Below are 17589 nucleotides of genomic sequence, written 5' to 3'. Positions count from 1 at the left end.
TGTATTACGGTTAGTACAGTATATTCTTTAAAACAAGACCCGAACCAGGCAATAGTCAAATGAAAACTCGCGATAACCAATTTATACGGGAGTCCTGTAAATCCAGCTGATTCTATGTCATATGATATAAGAAAAAAACCTTGGAGCGATCATGAAGAGAAATATTTTAATCGTTCATCCTTTTACACCGTATGAACCGGGACGATTTTTTGAAGATGCATTGCGCGCAATTGGCTTTCAGTATACTTTGTGCGATCATGGGGTGGATTTTAATTTTATAAACCAAAATCTATATGATGCTGTATTATTTATTGAAAGCCCTTGGAAAGCGCCAAATCCAGTTCTGAATATTCAAAAAGTGAGAATTCCCAAGTTTTATTGGATAGTTCATGGAGAAAGCCGGCTTGATTTCAATATTCAAAAGTCACGGGAATATCAGATTAACGTGATGCTGTTATCCAACTCTTATCATTTAGCTCCTCGTTATGGCGGAATTTTATGCTATCCGTTGCCGATGGCGGTTGATTTGCGATATTTTGCTCCATATCATCGTCCATTGATCAAGCGGAGTTTTGATATATCCTTCGTTGGCAGTTTTGGACCTGCTACGTTTTATGCGGAGCGAAACCGTTTATTAAAATTGATCCAAACTCATTTTCCTAATTTGCGGTTGAAATTTAGCCAAGGACTCTATCTTGACCAGCTTGGTAGCGTTTATGGTAACAGTAAGATTGTTTTCAATTGGAACTATATGAATATCATGACAGCCAGGCCTTTTGAAGCTATGGCGGGAGGGGCTTTATTACTTACGAATTATGCAAATGGAATCGAATATCTTGGGCAAAACCGGTTACATTATGTCATTTATCGGAATGATCAAGACATTATAAACAAAATTAATTTTTATTTGACGAATCCTTCAAAGCTTCTAAAAGTTTGTACGCACGGCTATCAAATGATTCAGTCCGGACACACCTATATCCACCGAGCCCGTGAATTTGAACGGATATTAAGTAAGCATGTGAGATGATAGCCGGTTTCAGTTGATAGAGTTTCTTTTTTGGTCTATTCGAAAAACTTCATTGACATCTTTAAACGTGGGAGAAAAAAGTGAAAAAAAGCTTACTCATTATTCATCCATACGTAGAGTTTGATCCAGGCCGTTTTTTAGAGGATGCCCTTCGATCCATTGGTTTTAAAATCGATTTATATACGGAATATATCGACTTTAATACGATTAACCAGAATTTATACGATGTCGTATTATTTATCGAAAGCCCTTATCGTCCTGCCGTTAAAATACTGAATATCAATCGAGTAAAAATTCCCCGTTTATATTGGATTTTACATGGGGAAAGCAGACTTGTTTATAATTTAAATTTTACCCGTGTGAATAAAATTGATTATTTATTGTTCGCCACTTCATTACATTTAGCCAAACAGTATCATCTCCCTTATCAGTTATTTCCGATGGCAGTCGATCCTACCAATATACCGAATCGACTGCCATTGGCAGAACGAAAATACGACATTTCTTTTGTAGGATCATTTATTAAAATTTATCAAGAACGCAATGATCTCTTAAATTTAATACAACAGAGCTTTCCCAAGCAAAGATTACGGTTTGAAACCGGCGTTTTTCTGAGAAAGATGGGGGAAATATATGCTGACAGTAGGATCGTTTTCAATTGGAATTATGGCAATGTATTAACGATGCGGTTGTTCGAAGGGATGGCGGCTGGTTCGCTAATGCTGACAAATTATGCGCATAATATCGAGTTGTTAGGTCAAAACGGACGCCATTATGTGATATACGATGATCCCAGAGATTTAATTAACAAAATTGCTTTTTATCTTTCGAATTTGGGACTGACACAAGAGATAGCAAAAAATGGTTATCAAAAAGTGATGACTGAACATACTTATATCCATCGGGCTCGATTGCTAGAAAGAATTATTCTACAACTGTAGCTTTAGAATTTTTAACAATTGACTCGCTCTAATAGCAAAAGTATGATGTTTCATCGCCCAATGAAAACCATTATTTGCAATCAATTGGGCCTCCGCAATTTCATGAAGATAGTAACGAATTTTTCGTAATTTATCTGCTTCATTAAAGTACCGTACATAATGTTTGTCGGGAATTAACAATTGTTCTTGTTCAGGTAACGAATCACTAACCACCAAAGATTTTGCTCCGATTCCTTCAAAAATTCTTAGTGTCAAGGTTTGATTGACGGAATCATTATAAACAATCTTGCTTTTCTGGTACAACGCAGCCAGATCTTGTAGAAAAACCCCTTGCGTAAAAATCAGATTATGATCTGAAAAATACTGGCGTATGAGTTTCAAACTCTCTTTTCGTTGCGCATAAAGCATACCTTTGGTGTTTCCTACGAAACTAATATCATACTCCCGAGAATTAAGCGGAGGACCACCATTAAAAAAATTAACCGGGATCGCCAGTGGGAAAAACTCCACCGGTGCCGGAATTTTTTTAGAGAGATTCAAGCAACTGGACATAAGAACCAAATCGGTTTGATACATCTTAATTAGCTGAATATTTTGGTTTAAAATATGCTTTCCATGATAGGTCCAGTATATCTTGGGAAGTTTCTTGGCAAGATTTAAGTTTTTTACTTTTACCGGGGGGCGGGACGGACAATCGATAATAATGATTCCAGCGCACCGAGTCAGGTCAATTTTGGCTAAATCGATACTACTATGAAAAACTTTAATCCATTGGTGAATTGCCCGCAAGCCATCTGCTAAAAATCTTCCCGGAGTCGCAGGATTATCACCGTATCCTAGAAGCAGAAATTTTTTTTCGTTAGGCTCGGTTACGACCGGGGTATTTATCATTAATACTCACCTTTTATTGATTTTGTCCAGTCAATCGGCGTAGGCAATTAAAACCTAAAAAACGCCTTGGCTTCTTGATACATTTCAAAATGGTGCCGTTCGTGATCTGGATCCGGTTGTAAACTTAAGTTTTTATGATGACGTCGGTATAACAACAATGGTTCGTGAATATGACCGAAACGGTAATACCGGCATAACCGCAACCACATTTCATGATCATGGGCTTGAATATAATTCTCTTTAAAATAGCCGACTTTTTTAAAACACTCGGCTTTAACCATAATGGTCGAGCCATTAATGCAGTTACCTTTCAATAAGGTAAGCGCTGCTTCTCTTCGAGTCAACAACTCCGGAGAACGATAAAGCTTAGTAATATTTGCATTTTCATCAGTTTCATACCAATCCGTATAAATCATTCCGAGACCTGAATGGATTTGAAACATCCTAATCTGTTTTTGTACTTTGGTTTGTAGAAACAAGTCATCTGAACTCAACCAACAGATGTAGTTCCCACGGGCAGATTTGATGCCAACATTGAGTGCACTGGAAGTACCACCATTATTCTTGTAAATATAGCGAATATGGCTACCGAAACTTTGTACTATCTTTCGGGTATTATCGGTAGATCCATCATCAACTACCAATATCTCGATCGGATTATAATTCTGGGATAAAACACTTTGGATTGCTTGCCCGACGAATTCTTCATGATTATAAACAGGAATTATCACACTCACTAAAGAGCGACTGGTAGATGTAAAGCCATATTGATTCGAATTATATGTTACTATACCCATCAATTACCTCCTCAGTTGTAAAAGCTTAGAAAAAGCATTAAGCATCAATGGTAGGACTTGGGCCGTGGAATAATGGTTTTCAACCATTTGACGACCAGAATTTCCCATTAATTGACGAAGTTCTGGGTTGACAATCAACATCGAACAAAAGTTACATAAACCCATGATATCTCCTTTTGAAACCAAAAACCCAGTAACGTCCTGTCGGACTAATTCACTAATCGCTCCACTATTATAGGCTACAATCGGCTTGCGAAAGCTCATGGCATCCAATGCTGTGCGCGAAAAAGTTTCATTAAATCGACTCGGATGAACTACAATATCCATCCCTGGCAAGAAATATTGGGAACATGGGAAAAATCCAACAAAAAACAGCTCATTTTCGAGTCCTAATGCTTTACTTTGGGCGATTGCTTGTTGTAAATAAAGATCTTGACTGGCAGAGCCCGCCACAAAAAATTTTATATTTTGGCTGTGTTGTTCTCTCAATCGGTGTGCCATCTGGATAAAATCAGAAATTCCTTTGAGAGGAGAAATTGAGCTCCAATAACAAATTGCAGTTTGGTTAGGTGAAAGTCCGTAGCGATTCCTAAGTGTTTGGCGTTGGTTGGCCCACTGAGATTCCTCTAGGTTGGCTAAATCGATGAAATTAGGGACTCTTAGAAGTTTTACCGATAATTGTGCTGAAGAATGCAACAAATTTTCCATCGCCGCCGACGCCACCCAGATTTGATCACTAAACTGATTGAGAACTTGAAATGTTTCTGCAAAATCCTCCCGGAAATATTCCCTTGGAAACCAGACGGTTTGAATGCCTAACCGTTTTCCAATTATTGCCGGTAAAACATTGACTCCGGTATTTATGAAAAGCAATTGAGGCTGAATGGACATTAGAAAACGTTTAAAACGAAAAATTTCGGCATTCTCGGCCGACAATAAGTATTTTATGTGCTGTTGAATACCTGAATAACGTCCCTTATTATATTTAGAAATTCCACCCATTGACCATACCAAGCTAAGAGGGGAAACATGAACCGTGACGCCAAGTTTCTGGGCTAACTGGGGCATTTCTCCCATTGTAGGGGTGACCAAAATTTTTTCAAATTGATTGGCTGGAAGCGCACTTATAATCTGCAACAAACTGACTTCGGCACCGTCCAACCAACCAGGGCGGGCATAATGATTACAGAATACGATTTTAACTTTCATACGGGACCCCGCTTATTTATGGAATGATACTGTTGACGAATCAGCACATTCATCACTAGTATGTAACCCATTAATGATTTTGCTTTGTAAGTAGGCTAAATGGCCGGTACTTTGATGTTTAAAAAAACAATTATTTTTTTTCATCTTGATTGATTGAAATCATGAATTCTTCTTTTAAAATACTCATTACCAGAGAATCATGAAATCCACCATTTCGATAAACTTCGTCCCGGAAGATACCGTCAGTCCGGAAACCGTTTTTTTGATAACAATGGATAGCAGCCACATTTTCTGAATCAACTCGCAGCCAAATTCGATGGAGGCCCAAAGTCAAAAAACCGTATTGAAGGAGCAATTGAGTTGCTTCTGTCGCCACTCCTTTTCCCCACTCACTTATTTCGCCGATAAAAACGCCCAATTCAGCGCCGCGGTTCCTCCAGTCAATGGCTTTTAACTGGGCGCCACCAATATGTTTACCATGATTGGTCCAGATCGCTAAATGAATTTCTTCTTGAGACCGGGTGACTGTGGTGTTGAACCATTGTACCATCTCTGTTTGAGAGAGTGGGAAGGAGCCTTGATTGGTAAAAAACCGGGTCACTTCTGGGTTATTTAGCCAACGATGTCGATCGGTCAAGTCTTCTAGCTCTAAATTTTTTAAAATGATTCTTTCGCCCCGAAGCTCCATGCATTTTCCTCATTTCCACAAAATTTCAGCTCTTCTATGGCATCGTTGCTTTCCCGAATGGACAAGTGATGCCATTATCAAGCCTCTAGCGGGAAAAACTTTTATCGTCCATAAAAAGATATTAATCATCACGAGTTTTTGACACAATTTTTCGCTATCACTACGATGACTGAAAACTCATACAATACATTGACTGAATACGATGGAGTTGCGAAACGATGCGAACTGCAATTATTGGCGCTGGTGGACAGGGAAAAGTAATTCTCGATCTGCTTAAGGCTTTGCAAGGCACTACCGTTATTGGATTTTTTGACCAAAACGTTGCCCAGGGACCGGTTTTGGGAATCTCAGTTTTAGGTACACTCGATGAACTTTTCCGCAGCTGGAAAACATTATCCATCGATCAGGTCGTCATTGCGATTGGCGACAACCAGACACGGCGAGCGATTTATCAACGTCTGGTGGATGCCGAAATTCCTACCGTATCTCTTGTGCATCCTAGGGCATATATCAGCTCTTTTGCGAAATTAGGCCGAGCGATTACGGTTTGCGGTCATGCCTTCATCGGACCGGGAACGGAGATCGGAAATAACTGTCTGGTAAACACTGCGGCTTCTATTGATCACGATTGCAAAATTGGCGATCATGTCCATATCTGTCCCGGTGTACGGTTAGCTGGAGGAGTTTGTATCGATTCCGAAAGCATGATAGGTATTGGCGCCAATGTCCTCCCTGGAATCCACGTTGGAGAGCATTGTCTCGTGGGGGCCGGCAGTACTGTAATTGATGATGTCCCTGCATATACAACAGTTGCTGGCGTTCCCGCCCGTGTCCTACACAAACGTCAGCAATGGTAATCCGATTCATAACAATGGCAGTCTTAATTTGCTCATGAGATGGGGAAGGAAGAGTGATGCTTGAAACGAAAAATAGCAATTCTGACAGGAACACGGGCTGATTATGGTCTTTTCCGGCCAATTTTGGCGGAGTTAAAATCCCGATCTGAGTTTGAACTGCAGTTAATTGTCACCGGAATGCATCTGGCCGCGGAATTCGGCAGAACGGTTACAGATATTGAACAGGATAACTACCCCATCGCCGCAAGAATCGATATGTTATTCCGGAATGATTCTCGGGGTGCAATGGCTAAATCATTGGCCATTGGGTTGTTAGGAATTACCCAAGCATTGGAAACGTTAGCGCCCCAGTTTCTTTTGGTTTTAGGGGATAGAGGGGAGATGTTGGCGGGCGCTATCGCCGGAGCTCATCTGGGCGTGGTAGTTGCTCATATCCATGGCGGAGAGCATTCCGGATCGATCGACGATTCGTTGCGTCATGCCATTACGAAGCTAGCTCATATTCATTTTCCAGTCACTCCGGAGGCCGCGGCTTGTTTGCAAAATCACGGGGAAGTCGCAGAGCGAATCTTCCTGATCGGAGCTCCCGGACTCGATGATCTCGAGCAGGGTTATCAGGTAACCCGGGAAGAGTTATCCCGGGCTTTGAATACCACTTTATCCCCGGAGTATATCTTGGCGGTTTTTCATCCGGTGGTCGGGGAAGAGTCAGAGAGCAAATCTCAGTTACAAGCCATGTTAACGACAATACTGGCTACCGGTCGCCAATGTGTGCTCCTTTCACCGAACTCCGATGCCGGACGGGATTCGCTGTTGGGAGTCATCAGCCACTATACGAATGCCCCGAACTTATTACTCGTGCCCCATGTGCCGCGCCGATTGTATCTGGGCTTAATGGCCGGAGCCCGTTTGATGATCGGCAATTCAAGCAGCGGAATTATTGAGGCTCCATCTTTTGGGTTGCCGGTAATTAATATCGGGAATCGACAGAAAGGGAGAACCCGCTCTGATTCGGTCATCGATGTCTCCGGTGATGAAACCGAACTTCAAATTGTATTGTCCAAAATTCTCAGTGAGCAATCAAAATCAGCTGTGGCTACGCCGTACTGCAAGGGAGCGGCACGAATCATTGCAGATACCTTGGAGAAGATTGTCATCACGCCCCAACTGCTTACCAAGGATTTTTCCCAATAGCTTGTAAAGGCCTATCATTGGCCGTCTATAGACAGAATACATTCACCAAAATAAGAAAAAATGCCGCAATCGTTCTCCTCATGATAGAACGGTTACGTCATTTTTCGCTGTTTCAAACAATTATTTTACCGGATTCCTCTACTTCAACTCCTAAAAGCATGAATAGCATCGATGATCTGATCTTGCTCTATTAAACTGAGATCGGGGAATAAGGGTAGAGTCACCAAGCGTAGCCATTCCACATCCGCAACCGGGCAAGTTGCTTTCACTCCCCGATAACAAGGGTGGCGGTGACTCGGGATATAATGTACGCCTGGAGTAATTCCTCGTTCAATCAGATGCGTTACAAAGCGGTCCCGCCGTTCTTCATCGGGAAGTCTGACTTGATATAAATGCCAAGCAGAACGCGCATAGGTTCGTTCCAGCGGAGTGGTCAACCAGGTCAAATCTTTCAAAGCTTCATTATAGCGGCTAACAAGCCGGCGGCGGATGGCATTCAGTTCGGGTAAACGTTCCAATTGAACCAGGCCGATCGCGGCAGCAATATCATTCATGTGACATTTGAAACCGATCTCTTGGACCCAATACCGCCATTGGTAGGTTAGATTATTCTCGGTGCGGGACCAGGTATCTTTGGAAATTCCCAACCAGCGCATTTCCCGAAACCATCGGTCCCGCCACTCCTCTTGACAAGTAATTGCGCCGCCTTCCCCGCAAGTCAGATTTTTCACCGCATGAAAGCTGAAGCAGGTGATAGGTGCAATCGAGCCGATCTTGCGGTTTTTGTAGGTAGCCCCACAAGAATGAGCCGCATCCTCTACGAGTGTTAATCCATGCAATCGCGCGAGATCCAGCAACTCGTCAAGTTCGGCCGGATGTCCGGCCATATCCACCGCCAGTATCGCCCGGGTATGTTTGGTAATTTTTGCGGCCACATCTTCCGGAGCGATCGTAAGAGTATCCGGAAGGATGTCGGCAAAGACCGGTTTCGCCCCGCAATAGCGGATGGCATGCACGGTGGAGACAAAGGTCATCGGCGTCACAATCACCTCGTCATCCGGCTGAAGATCGAGCGATGCCAGGGCAAGATGGATCGCAGCGGTACACGAGTTTAAACCGGTGCAGTATTGCGAGCCCATGCTTTGGGCAAATGTCTTTTCGAAAAGCTCGGTTTTGGGTCCCAGCCCAATCCAACCCGAACGCATCACTTCGCAAACCGCCTGAACTTCCTTTTCGGTAATCGACGGTTTCAATACAGGAATCGTCATTGTCTTTCATCCTTCCTAACATATCCTTGAAAACCGCTGTATTCTCACGGGTTAATCCTGTTGCGGCCCTTTTGCATGGAGGAATTTTTTGAGGATGGCGGCAACCGTATTGATCATAGATTGAGTCATGCGAGTGAAGAAGGGCAACGCAAGGCCCGTGTCCGCTGCCTTTTCCGTCTCCGGAAAGTCGCCTTCGGCGTAACCAAAACTTCGGTAAAAGGGTTGCAAATGAATGGCAGGAAAATAGGGACGGCATTCAACTCCTTGATTCTGCAGTTCCTCGGCGATCATTTCCCGCAGCCGATGAGAGTGAAACCGGACCACATAAACAAACCAACTCGTTTGGGTATTCGGCGATTCCAGAGGGTTGGGCAGTGTGAGGAGCGGCTCATCGCGTAACGCCTCTTGATACCATCCGGCAACTCTTGAGCGGGCAGCCAAAATCGCTTCCAACCGTTCGAGTTGAGCGCAGCCTAACGCGGCTGATAGTTCATTCAGACGGTAATTATAACCCATTCTTTCATGAAGGAGCCATTGACGGTCATGAGAACGGCCTTGATTGGCGAGGCTACGAGTTAACTCCGCGATGTACGGATCATTGGTGGTAATTACGCCGCCTTCTCCGGTAGTGATCTGCTTGTTCGGATAAAATGCGAAAGTCCCGGCAACTCCCAGCCCCCCAACGGGTTTTCCGTCAATTCGGGCGCCAATTGCTTCGCAGGCATCCTCGATCACCGGAATTCCATGTTCCGAGGCTATTTTTAAAATCTCGTCCATGGCCGCGGGGAAGCCGAAAACATGAACCACTAAAATCGCTTTGGTTTTCGATGTTATCTTGGCGGCAATCGCTTGAGGATCGATATTGAATCCTCCCGGTACGATATCACAAAAGACGGGCTTGGCTCCCACATATAAAATGCAATTGGCCGATGAGATAAAACTATACGGAGTGGTGATGACTTCGTCCCCGGGACCGATGCCCAAAGCAAGCATTAATAAATGGAGAGCAGTTGTTCCCGAACTAACTGCTACCGCGTATCGGGTACCGGCTACTGTGGCCAATTTGGTTTCAAATTCCCGGATGACCGGTCCGCAGCTGAGATGATCGGAGCGTAATACGGCGGTGACCCGCTCAATTTCACGTTCGGTGATATCCGGTTTTGATAACGGAATCATCTATCAGTCCTTCTTTCAATCCAATTCTTAAAGATGCAGTTCTGGACCTAACGGCTACTAATCAAAAACCAAATCATTATTATAAGTTATGCGCCTGACGATTGAGATGGAAAGGAAACAGGTTCGATTGTGCCATTTAACAGAAATACTTTAAACAAGGTGCCTCTGACGGATAACAAATGGAGGATTTTATCCCGAAAAGTAACCCGATGGCATTGTTATTCATACACTGAATTTGACTCTGTGGTTTCTTACTACGGTCCTTTTCGATCAGCGGTGGCAAATCGGAACAGCGGGCGCTAAATGCTGCAGGTTTGGTGTGGTGAATAATGGGGAATTATAACGAAAGTCATAACTTTCACCGTTTTTTTATAACATTGGGCTTTGGAATCGGGTTGTCGCTAAGTAGCCTGTTGCTGGTCGGACTGCCCAAATCACGCATCCAGCTTAAAGTCGATGGCGTCGAATCAAGTTGGCGACCGACTATGGGAAACCCCGGAAATCAATGGTTGCTTGAACAACCCGCTGAGTCTGCCAATCCGGTGCCTTTTCAACGAGTGGCCAATTCCATCTCGGCATTTCCTTTTCATCTGCGATTCAATCATTTGCTGATTCAGAGCTTCCCGGTGAATCAATCATTCCAAAGTTTCCGGTTCCATACCAACCAAAATGTTCAGGGAACCACGCCACTCCTGGATCTTTCGCCATTGGTCAATCCGGAGCAGGGTATCGCCATGCTGGAGATTAATTATCTGCCGGTCAAGATATTCCAGTCCGCGCCGCATATTGCCGGTTCGATTTTACAGGTTTACCGTTTGAAACTGGCGGATCATTTGCTGCATTCAAGAGAGTGGGTTCTCGTCGTCCGTTACTTTCCCAAAACCAACGAAGCCAAAATTGTAAAGATTCTGCCGATATCCCGGTTGCTCATCACCGGAAGAGGCAATTTCCTGTATCGTTATGCCAAGATCATGGAAGCGACCGCGTATTACCCGGGACCCGAATGTACCGGGAAATATTCGACCGGCTTCACCTTTACCGGTAAAAAAGCCACTCGCGGCATCGTCGCGGTTGATCCGCGAGTCATTGCCCTGGGGACCATGCTGTATATCGAAGGCTACGGTCATGCGGAAGCGGCGGATATCGGCGGCGCAATTCGCGGCAACCGGATCGATCTTTGTTTTGTGACCTATCGCGAGGCCAAGAATTATGGCAGGAAAAATGTCAAAGTTTATATTCTGGAATGAACCGATGCCTGTGTTTTACCCGACTGAATCGTCTCAGCCGTTTTCAGGAATCGGAGCATAAATCTGCTCCTGAAAGACCCGCCGCAATACTTGATCGACCCGGTGATAAAAAGTGTGTTTCAGCCAAGCTTTATAATGGCCTTGCTGGGCAATTTTCAGCCGTTTATCCGGCTGGCGGAGAAAATGGCGGATCAAAGCGGCCAAATGGTTTAAATTATCATAAAATACCAGATGAACATGGTCGGCGAATACTCCTTGCAGCGACTGGGTGCGGTTGGTCAACAAGAGTTTTCCGTAGCTTAAGGCTTCATAAATCCGAGGGTTGACACCATTTAGGAGGCCCAGATTAAAGATCATTCTCGACTGCGCATATAATTCGGCTGCTTGATGACCCCAGAAACCTTCGCCAATCTTCAGCGAAAACACCTTTTGCAGGGCAGTCAGATAATCGATGCGGCGTTGATAAGCGCGCGGATAGCACCAGGCCGATCCGGCAAAAGCCAGATCATAGATCTCTGCCTGATTTTTCAAAGGCTGGTGAACTTCAGGATCGCAGCCGTATTGCAGCCAATAGGTCTTCGCCCCGCAGTTCTTATAAAAATAATCCAAATAATCTTGCTGCGAAATGAATACCATATCGAAATCATTGCCAAAGATGGCGTGCTCGCGATGGCGCAGGGCCGTGTCAAACGATAAAAAAACCATCGGCGCATGGAGCCATTTCCGTAACTCCTGATAGTTGGCCCAATAACAAGGAGGGCTTTCAGCGGCTATAACCAGGTCCGGGACGAAGCCGTTCACCTGAAGTAGCGGCAGGATCGTCTTGCGAAAACTAAAGACCCCATTTACCGGAATGTTGCCGGTCGGGCAGACTGTCATGAGCTGGTGACCCATTCGGGTGAAGAACTTGTAATAATGATAGGAATAGTATTTATCATAAATGTCGCCGATGAAAAGAATGCGGCGGCTGCGATGCGGGCGGATATTGCTGGGTAACATAATGGCACCTCTGAATACTCCAAAGTATACTCGAATAATACAGTATATGGCCATCGTTTCGAAAAGCCATGGTGAGATCGGCCCGATTTTTGGGACTGGGGTTCCCGGATGACAGCCTTTTTTTTCGCAGAGCCGCTGTTAACGGCCGCGGTTATTGGCGTAAATCGTCGTTCCAAAGACCTTGAGCAGCAGGTAAACAACCCGGTGATAAAAAGTATGTTTCTTCCAAACCTGGCTTTGGCCGCGGGCGGCAATCTGGCGCCGTTCGAGCGGGTGATTCAGGAAAAACCGGGTTAAACGGATGGCATCAGGCAGGTCGCGATAAAAGACCAGATGGATCAGATCTTCGAAATATCCCTTCAATGAATTGGTCCGATTGGTCAATAGAAGCTTCCCGTAGCTCATGGCCTCGAAGATTCGGGCGTTGACGCCGTTGAATGGGCCGAAGTTAAAGATGATTTTGGCCTTGGAATAGATCTGGACGGCTTCCGCTTCGGTGGTTGTCTCATGAAAGTCGCAGTGAAACAGTTTTTGAAATTCATTCAGGTATTGAATCCGGTCCTGATAGTAGATGGGACGGGACCAGGCGGTGCCGATAAAAGCCAGATCGGTGATTTCGTTTGCAAACTGGCTGCGGTGGACATCCGGATCGCAGGCATAAGGCAGACAAAAAGTTTTCGAGCGACAATTCTGCCGAAAATACCCTAGAAAGTCTCGATCGCTGATAAAGACAAAATCAAAGTAGTTCCCGATCCGGGCATGTTCCCGGTGGCGGAACAAGGTGTCGATGGAGATAAAGACAGTGGGAACCCGGATGGACTGCCGCAAGCTCTGATACTGGAAATACTGAGAAAAGGGATAGCTTTCACCAAAGATGATCAGATCCGGCTGGAAACCCTTCAAATAGGGCAGAATGTGCTGCTGATACGTACATGGACCGTTGATCCGGATATCCCCCAGGGAGCAGACGCTCAGCACACGATGGCCCAACTCCTTAAAGTATTTATAGTAAAAAGCGAGATACGGCCTGTACATGCCGGGGATAAAATTGTGAATCTCGCCCAACAAAAGAATGTTCAAGACGCGCTGAGGCTTGGCATTGCTAGGAATCATCGGAAGCTCCTTTCAGGTTTGCTACTATTGTATGAGCGGGATCCCTGAATCGGTTTCCAAGATCCATCATTTGCGGGATTGCAGGGGAGTTCTTGCAGGACGCAACGGAAGCACTCTAGCCAGATGTGAGGGAGGGGGTGAAAAAACTTGATTCATGGAAATGGCATAAAAACTAGCGGTTCGTTAAGTTTAATCATAAAAATGCGAATGAATCAAAAATTATCAGAAAATCCAAATTTCAACCCGGAAAATGAAAATTCAAGCTGCCAAATCCCCATTGTGATCCGGCTCGTCGGATTTGCCCGATGACAAAATGAAATTGCCATCAGGCAAATTGGTTTTTTACTCATCCAAATTGAATTTGGCATCATGTAAAATCAATTTGCGACCGTCCGAATGGATAAACGAACATGCAAATGTATTTTGCAAGGTAACAAAACGAAAACGTCCACCCTAGAAATATAATTTTCGAATAAAAAGCGAGGTTGAGAAACAAAAAAGGTGTCTTATTAGATTTTAATATTGATTGAACGAATTTCTATAAATACTCCTCAATGATCCGGTCCGCCAGATGGCCGAGATCCAAAGCCACCTTCCCCAGGTGGGAAGCGATCTTCACGCAAAGTGTAACCGCGGGGATTCCCGCCGCGACAAACGCGATATCGAACTGATAATTCCGGCAGAGTTGAAGGATCTGAGGTACCTGCCGGTAATTGTCAATAATCAGCCGGCCCACGGTCCGGATCTGGTAATATTGCTGAAGTATCCCAGCCAGTTCCCGGGAACGGCGGCCGATGAGCAGGATGCGGCGGCCCGCTAGGAGCGGCAACAGCAGGCCGGCTTGATGGAGCGCGTAATTGATGCAGCAGTCGCAGACATTCCGTAATGCCAGGTTATGGCGCTCCAGGATCTGCTCGACCAGCGGAGCGAAGTAGGGGAGATCCCAACGCTGGGGCAGTCCCACCAGATCAGCCCGGGGAAGCATGGTTAACAGTTCGTCGCGGGCCTTCAGATCGGGCACCGAGATTCCGGCATAGCGTAAAAACCCCTGTTTTTTGATCTCATCCAGAGGCAACACCGTATCCTGAGCCATCGCCAAGGCTTCGCCATCGCCGACCCGCACCAGAGCGAAAGGTCTTTTCAGTTCCAAAGCCTCCCGAATATTCCTCGCGACGCTTTCCGGGGATAGAAAATGGCTGGGATCGATACGCATCACACTTCTGCCTCATTGATACCAGATTTGTTACAAGCCGTGTTGGCGAATCAGGCTAATGATGGTCCGGGCTCTTTGTTGCCAATCATTCTGCCGGGCCAGTTTCATCCGTTGCGCTTTCGCCGCCTGGTCCTGCCCGGTGGCCAAAGCGGCTTGAATCGCCTCGATAAACTCTGCCGCGCCATCGGCGATCCCAACCCCCTCAAAGGCGGCGACCTCGGGAAGAGAGGTGCTGACAATCGGTATGCCGGTCGCCAGGTACTCCCAGAATTTAATCGGATTACATGCCCGGGTCATGGATGATATCCGGAACGGAATCATCAGCACGTCACAATGGTGTAAATAGGAAGGGAGAACCGCGTAGGGCTTGATTCCCAAATAATAAAGGTTCGGTGCAGCCGGCAGTTTCAGCGCGCCAAGACTGGGCCCCACAAACACAAACGAAATTTTTGGAGCTTGACGGGCAGCATCGGCCACCATCTCCCAGTCAACCCATTGGGCCAATGCCCCGGAATAACAGACCCGCGGCCGGGGAATCCGCCTCAGATCAAACGGAACGGCAGCGGTCTTATTTTGGGAAAAATGTTCGTAGTCCACGCCGTTTGGCACCAAATAAACCGGCCGGCCGAACCCTGCGTAATATTCGACGATCTTTCCGGAACTGGCGAATACCAGAACGCTGCGGTCCACAATCTCCGCCGCGCTCGCTTGCCAATGGCTGAATTCTTCGGTCGGTTCATCCACGGCATCGAAGAGCACCGCGCGATGGGGATAGCGGTCCAAAGTCCGGACGTGCGGCGGATAAGTGATCCAAAGTAGCGGCTCCTCATCCCTGGGGACCAAGTTGGGATCGGCGCGATTGACCAAAAAAAGCCCGGGCGCCAGGAGCTGCACTCCGGAGTCCTGCGGAATATAGTGCGGATAGTTACAGAAGATGGCCTTGCATCCCAACCGGGCGAATGCCGCAAAAAGCTGTTGGGGGCGCTGATAAAGATAGAACCAGTCAATGGTCGGGGGGTATAAAAAGGTCAGCATGGGACACCTCGCTGTACAACGTATGAAAGTTGCCGGGAAAATAGACTACGGGTGCCCTGGGAATGAGTGGACTCTAAATTATTTTCGAAAGGCGGGCTTCCCGGCCAAGTCGGCCGTTAAAATGTTTCAAGCCGGATGGCATTGTAAAAAAATGAACTTCATTGAAATAAAAACCTCTTCCATGCGCACAACGGCTTATCGGCACATATATTATATTAGCAAAAAGCCGGAGATTGGCAGCGATCATTTTGGAGGATTTTGATGGTGGGTTTGTCATTATTGCTGGGATTGATCGTTTACGCGCTGATCATGATTGTTCTAACGGCATGGCTGGTCAAACACCACAATCGGCGCATGGTTCAAGAAAGTGAGATCAATGAGGGAGACTCGCTTGTTTCCCCCGGCAACTATGATCAATTAACCCAACCCAATCGTAGAACCGGTCATCAGAAATCCGATAAGTGAGGTGTTGGAGTAGGGTAATCAATCTTTCTTTTTGGGTCAGTAGAAGATTAAGATTAGATAGAAATGATAGAAATATATCGAGGAGGGAAATTTATGGACCCTTTGATTCGCGCAGAAGTGGTTATCGGCGAAAATACCAAACAAATCTTGATTGAGAAAAATGTAACTTTGGAGATTCCTGCGATTAAAGTTCGGAACATCAACGCCAAAGTCTGCGATTTAACCACTGATGTAATTGCCGATAAAGTGGTCATCCAAGGGATTTTACACAAACAAATCTTCTTTGTAGGAGAAGATAACATCGTCCACCACCAAGCAGAGGATATACCGTTCAGTACTTTTGTCGACGTTCCCGGCGCAGAACCCTGTATGAATGTACAGATCGATCCGGTTATCGAAACCGTTATCTTTAGCCTGCTTTCCCCAACTGTTATTCACCAGAAAGTGGTCATTGAATTCTTTGTCAAGGTAACGGAGAGCCGGCAGCTGAATGTACTCACCGGCGAAGGTCCTCTGGTACGGGTCGATCAAGTCATTGGCGAAAATACCAAACAAGAGCTGTTTGAGAATTTTGTCACTCTAGCGAACGCGTCGATCAAAATCGATGATATCACCGTGAGCATCCGCGATCTGACCACCCATGTCATCGCCGATAAAGTCATCATCCAAGGAGTCATCCATAAGCAGATCTTCTATGTCAGCACGGATAACATCGAACTGCATCAGGCCGAGGATGTAAACTTCTCAACTTTCGTCGATGTCCCGGGCGCCGTTCCAGGCATGGATGTGGAAGTGGTCCCGACGGTCGAATTTGTCCACTTTGAATTGCGGGATCCGGTGACCTTACTCCAAAAAGTGGTCATCGAGTTCTTCGCCAAAGTGACGGAGAGCGTCCAAATCCCGGTGGTCTTGGGCCCCGGCGCTCTGTTGAAGTTGGAGACGGTCATCGGCGAGAATACCCGTCAAATCTTGCTTGAGAATGTATTCCAGCTGCCGATCGAGACCATCAAGATCCGTGAGATTGTGGCATGCATCCGCGATATTAGCACCGAAGTCATTAAAGACAAAGTTATTATTCAAGGAACATTGCATAAGCAGATCTTCTTCATTGGGATCGATAATCTGGAACATCATCAAGCCGAAGACATCCCCTTCAGCACCTTCGTGGATATCATCGGTGCTACACCGGGCATGAACGTTCATGTCGCCTCGCAAATCGAAACCATCCTCTTTGAGCTGGAGAACAGCACCAGCCTGCGACAGAAAGTGGTTATCGAGTTCTTTGTGAAAGTGACCGAAACTCAACAACTATCGGTACAAATTGTCGGGCCTTACTATTTCTGATCGGTCTATCCATCCATCCCGTTCAGGTTGTTCCCCTTGGAACAGCCTGTTTCTTTTTTTACGGCGAAATATTTGTAAGCTCGTAAGTACAGTATCTAAACTGATTTCTCACTTTCGATTCA

At 45.6% G+C, this 17589-nt stretch carries 17 protein-coding genes; 7 read left to right on the top strand and 10 right to left on the bottom strand.

What is annotated here, in order from left to right; translation table 11 throughout:
* Window positions 1–151: 151 nt before the first annotated feature.
* Window positions 152–1030 (top strand): glycosyltransferase family protein, encoded by an 879-nt coding sequence (locus EDC14_RS21615; protein WP_132016402.1) that lies wholly within the window; start codon window positions 152–154, stop codon window positions 1028–1030.
* An 80-nt stretch (window positions 1031–1110) separates the two neighbouring features.
* Window positions 1111–1971, top strand: a complete 861-nt coding sequence (locus tag EDC14_RS21610) for a glycosyltransferase family protein (RefSeq protein WP_132016401.1) — start codon at window positions 1111–1113, stop codon at window positions 1969–1971.
* On the opposite strand, the gene EDC14_RS21605 is transcribed toward EDC14_RS21610, so the two are convergent.
* The 4 genes from EDC14_RS21605 to EDC14_RS21590 form a co-directional block, all read right to left on the bottom strand.
* On the bottom strand, window positions 1960–2862 hold the full coding sequence (locus tag EDC14_RS21605) for a glycosyltransferase family protein (RefSeq protein WP_132016400.1): 903 nt from the start codon (window positions 2860–2862) through the stop codon (window positions 1960–1962). The two genes, EDC14_RS21610 and EDC14_RS21605, sit on opposite strands and share 12 nt — an antisense overlap.
* Window positions 2863–2909: 47 nt before the next feature.
* The gene (locus EDC14_RS21600; RefSeq protein ID WP_132016399.1) at window positions 2910–3659 is read right to left on the bottom strand and encodes a glycosyltransferase; all 750 of its coding nucleotides are present in this window, start codon (window positions 3657–3659) and stop codon (window positions 2910–2912) included.
* 3 nt (window positions 3660–3662) lie between these two features.
* Window positions 3663–4868, bottom strand: a complete 1206-nt coding sequence (locus tag EDC14_RS21595) for a glycosyltransferase family 4 protein (RefSeq protein ID WP_132016398.1) — start codon at window positions 4866–4868, stop codon at window positions 3663–3665.
* Window positions 4869–4998: 130 nt separating this feature from the next.
* Entirely contained in the window at window positions 4999–5556 is a 558-nt protein-coding gene (locus EDC14_RS21590) for a GNAT family N-acetyltransferase (RefSeq protein WP_132016397.1), read from the bottom strand.
* 218 nt (window positions 5557–5774) lie between these two features.
* On the opposite strand from EDC14_RS21590, the gene EDC14_RS21585 reads away from it, so the two are divergent.
* Together EDC14_RS21585 and neuC are read left to right on the top strand one after the other, a co-directional pair.
* Window positions 5775–6413 (top strand): acetyltransferase, encoded by a 639-nt coding sequence (locus EDC14_RS21585; RefSeq protein ID WP_132016396.1) that lies wholly within the window; start codon window positions 5775–5777, stop codon window positions 6411–6413.
* Between the two features lie 60 nt (window positions 6414–6473).
* Window positions 6474–7607 carry a UDP-N-acetylglucosamine 2-epimerase gene (gene neuC / locus EDC14_RS21580; protein WP_132016395.1) on the top strand — a complete coding sequence of 378 codons (1134 nt, stop codon included), beginning with the start codon at window positions 6474–6476 and terminating at the stop codon, window positions 7605–7607.
* A gap of 143 nt (window positions 7608–7750) precedes the next feature.
* On the opposite strand, the gene EDC14_RS21575 is transcribed toward neuC, so the two are convergent.
* Both EDC14_RS21575 and EDC14_RS21570 read right to left on the bottom strand, forming a co-directional pair.
* Complete coding sequence (locus EDC14_RS21575) at window positions 7751–8875, bottom strand: DegT/DnrJ/EryC1/StrS family aminotransferase (RefSeq protein WP_132016394.1); 1125 nt, start codon at window positions 8873–8875, stop codon at window positions 7751–7753.
* 51 nt (window positions 8876–8926) lie between these two features.
* Window positions 8927–10051 carry a DegT/DnrJ/EryC1/StrS family aminotransferase gene (locus EDC14_RS21570; protein ID WP_132016393.1) on the bottom strand — a complete coding sequence of 375 codons (1125 nt, stop codon included), beginning with the start codon at window positions 10049–10051 and terminating at the stop codon, window positions 8927–8929.
* Between the two features lie 509 nt (window positions 10052–10560).
* Between EDC14_RS21570 and EDC14_RS21565 the strand changes: the two genes are divergently transcribed.
* A complete protein-coding gene (locus EDC14_RS21565; protein WP_243663065.1) occupies window positions 10561–11298 on the top strand; it encodes a 3D domain-containing protein in 738 nt (245 codons plus the stop codon).
* 33 nt (window positions 11299–11331) lie between these two features.
* Here EDC14_RS21565 and EDC14_RS21560 read toward each other — a convergent pair whose 3' ends face one another.
* The 4 genes from EDC14_RS21560 to EDC14_RS21545 form a co-directional block, all read right to left on the bottom strand.
* A complete protein-coding gene (locus EDC14_RS21560; RefSeq protein ID WP_165908214.1) occupies window positions 11332–12297 on the bottom strand; it encodes a glycosyltransferase family protein in 966 nt (321 codons plus the stop codon).
* A gap of 138 nt (window positions 12298–12435) precedes the next feature.
* A complete protein-coding gene (locus tag EDC14_RS21555) occupies window positions 12436–13410 on the bottom strand; it encodes a glycosyltransferase family protein (RefSeq protein ID WP_132016390.1) in 975 nt (324 codons plus the stop codon).
* 538 nt (window positions 13411–13948) lie between these two features.
* Complete coding sequence (locus EDC14_RS21550) at window positions 13949–14623, bottom strand: GT-D fold domain-containing protein (RefSeq protein WP_243663067.1); 675 nt, start codon at window positions 14621–14623, stop codon at window positions 13949–13951.
* Between the two features lie 30 nt (window positions 14624–14653).
* Window positions 14654–15658 (bottom strand): glycosyltransferase, encoded by a 1005-nt coding sequence (locus tag EDC14_RS21545; RefSeq protein ID WP_132016388.1) that lies wholly within the window; start codon window positions 15656–15658, stop codon window positions 14654–14656.
* 261 nt (window positions 15659–15919) lie between these two features.
* On the opposite strand from EDC14_RS21545, the gene EDC14_RS21540 reads away from it, so the two are divergent.
* Window positions 15920–16123 carry a hypothetical protein gene (locus EDC14_RS21540; RefSeq protein WP_132016387.1) on the top strand — a complete coding sequence of 68 codons (204 nt, stop codon included), beginning with the start codon at window positions 15920–15922 and terminating at the stop codon, window positions 16121–16123.
* Window positions 16124–16216: 93 nt separating this feature from the next.
* On the top strand, window positions 16217–17467 hold the full coding sequence (locus EDC14_RS21535; RefSeq protein ID WP_165908213.1) for a DUF3794 domain-containing protein: 1251 nt from the start codon (window positions 16217–16219) through the stop codon (window positions 17465–17467).
* Window positions 17468–17589 lie beyond the last annotated feature (122 nt).

It is taken from the genome of Hydrogenispora ethanolica (assembly GCF_004340685.1).
Taxonomy (GTDB): domain Bacteria; phylum Bacillota; class UBA4882; order UBA8346; family UBA8346; genus Hydrogenispora; species Hydrogenispora ethanolica.
This window is presented reverse-complemented; position numbering and strand designations above follow the sequence as displayed.

Excerpts from the sequence above, each read along its gene's own strand:
- EDC14_RS21545 (WP_132016388.1), bottom strand. The coding sequence starts at position 15,658 with ATGCTGACCTTTTTATACCCCCCGACCATTGACTGGTTCTATCTTTAT.
- EDC14_RS21615 (WP_132016402.1), top strand. The coding sequence starts at position 152 with ATGAAGAGAAATATTTTAATCGTTCATCCTTTTACACCGTATGAACCG.
- EDC14_RS21575 (WP_132016394.1), bottom strand. The coding sequence starts at position 8,875 with ATGACGATTCCTGTATTGAAACCGTCGATTACCGAAAAGGAAGTTCAG.
- EDC14_RS21590 (WP_132016397.1), bottom strand. The coding sequence starts at position 5,556 with ATGGAGCTTCGGGGCGAAAGAATCATTTTAAAAAATTTAGAGCTAGAA.
- EDC14_RS21540 (WP_132016387.1), top strand. The coding sequence starts at position 15,920 with ATGGTGGGTTTGTCATTATTGCTGGGATTGATCGTTTACGCGCTGATC.
- EDC14_RS21570 (WP_132016393.1), bottom strand. The coding sequence starts at position 10,051 with ATGATTCCGTTATCAAAACCGGATATCACCGAACGTGAAATTGAGCGG.
- EDC14_RS21605 (WP_132016400.1), bottom strand. The coding sequence starts at position 2,862 with ATGATAAATACCCCGGTCGTAACCGAGCCTAACGAAAAAAAATTTCTG.
- EDC14_RS21535 (WP_165908213.1), top strand. The coding sequence starts at position 16,217 with ATGGACCCTTTGATTCGCGCAGAAGTGGTTATCGGCGAAAATACCAAA.
- EDC14_RS21550 (WP_243663067.1), bottom strand. The coding sequence starts at position 14,623 with ATGCGTATCGATCCCAGCCATTTTCTATCCCCGGAAAGCGTCGCGAGG.
- EDC14_RS21595 (WP_132016398.1), bottom strand. The coding sequence starts at position 4,868 with ATGAAAGTTAAAATCGTATTCTGTAATCATTATGCCCGCCCTGGTTGG.
- EDC14_RS21600 (WP_132016399.1), bottom strand. The coding sequence starts at position 3,659 with ATGGGTATAGTAACATATAATTCGAATCAATATGGCTTTACATCTACC.
- EDC14_RS21560 (WP_165908214.1), bottom strand. The coding sequence starts at position 12,297 with ATGTTACCCAGCAATATCCGCCCGCATCGCAGCCGCCGCATTCTTTTC.
- EDC14_RS21555 (WP_132016390.1), bottom strand. The coding sequence starts at position 13,410 with ATGATTCCTAGCAATGCCAAGCCTCAGCGCGTCTTGAACATTCTTTTG.
- EDC14_RS21585 (WP_132016396.1), top strand. The coding sequence starts at position 5,775 with ATGCGAACTGCAATTATTGGCGCTGGTGGACAGGGAAAAGTAATTCTC.